Source organism: Elizabethkingia argenteiflava (assembly GCF_009904105.1).
GTDB classification, from domain to species: Bacteria; Bacteroidota; Bacteroidia; order Flavobacteriales; family Weeksellaceae; genus Elizabethkingia; species Elizabethkingia argenteiflava.
The window spans coordinates 1-634 of sequence record NZ_JAAABJ010000331.1 but is presented as its reverse complement, the minus strand read 5'-3'; the positions used below and the strand labels follow the sequence as shown (position 1 = coordinate 634).

1 pseudogene is annotated in these 634 nt (G+C 31.7%); it reads right to left on the bottom strand.

Annotated elements, in window-relative coordinates:
• Positions 1–81: 81 nt before the first annotated feature.
• Positions 82–634, bottom strand: a pseudogene (locus tag GNY06_RS03575) (integrase core domain-containing protein); the annotation flags it as partial.

Below are 634 nucleotides of genomic sequence, written 5' to 3'. Positions count from 1 at the left end.
CGCGTAATCTTATGGCTTCTTTAATATTAATTGTAATAGCCCCGACTTAATCTGACAGTTAAGTGTTAAAATAATTATCAGTTATTCAATATTATCATTACTTCGAGAAGTAAGGATTTTTTGTACCACTGCAAGAGATTCAAAAAATTTCTCTTTTGAAATAGTTTTAATATCCAAAAACGTCTGCATCGGTGTTTTAACATAACAATTTTTTACAGTATTCGTTCTTTCATTGTTGTAATAGTACATCAAACTGTTTAAGTCTAATTGCAGTTCTTCAATAATTCTGTAAATTTTCTTTCTAAAAGCTATGTCATAAAACTCGTGCTTTATCGTTCTGTGAAAACGTTCACAAATGCCATTGGTCTGAGGACTTTTAGCCTTGGTCTTTGTGTGATCAATATCTTCAATGGCTAAATAAAGCTGGTATTCATGCTGTTCTCTTATTCCACAGTATTCCGTTGCTCTGACTGTTAAAATTCTGAGTAAACGAAGTTCCTGCTGATCAAAGATATGGACTTACTGATCTTTAAGCATGTCATCAGCAATAAGAGCATTTTTACGGTCATATAGTTTTGCTAATACTACTTTGGAATACGTGTCAATAAAAGTTTGTTGATAAATATGTCCAACT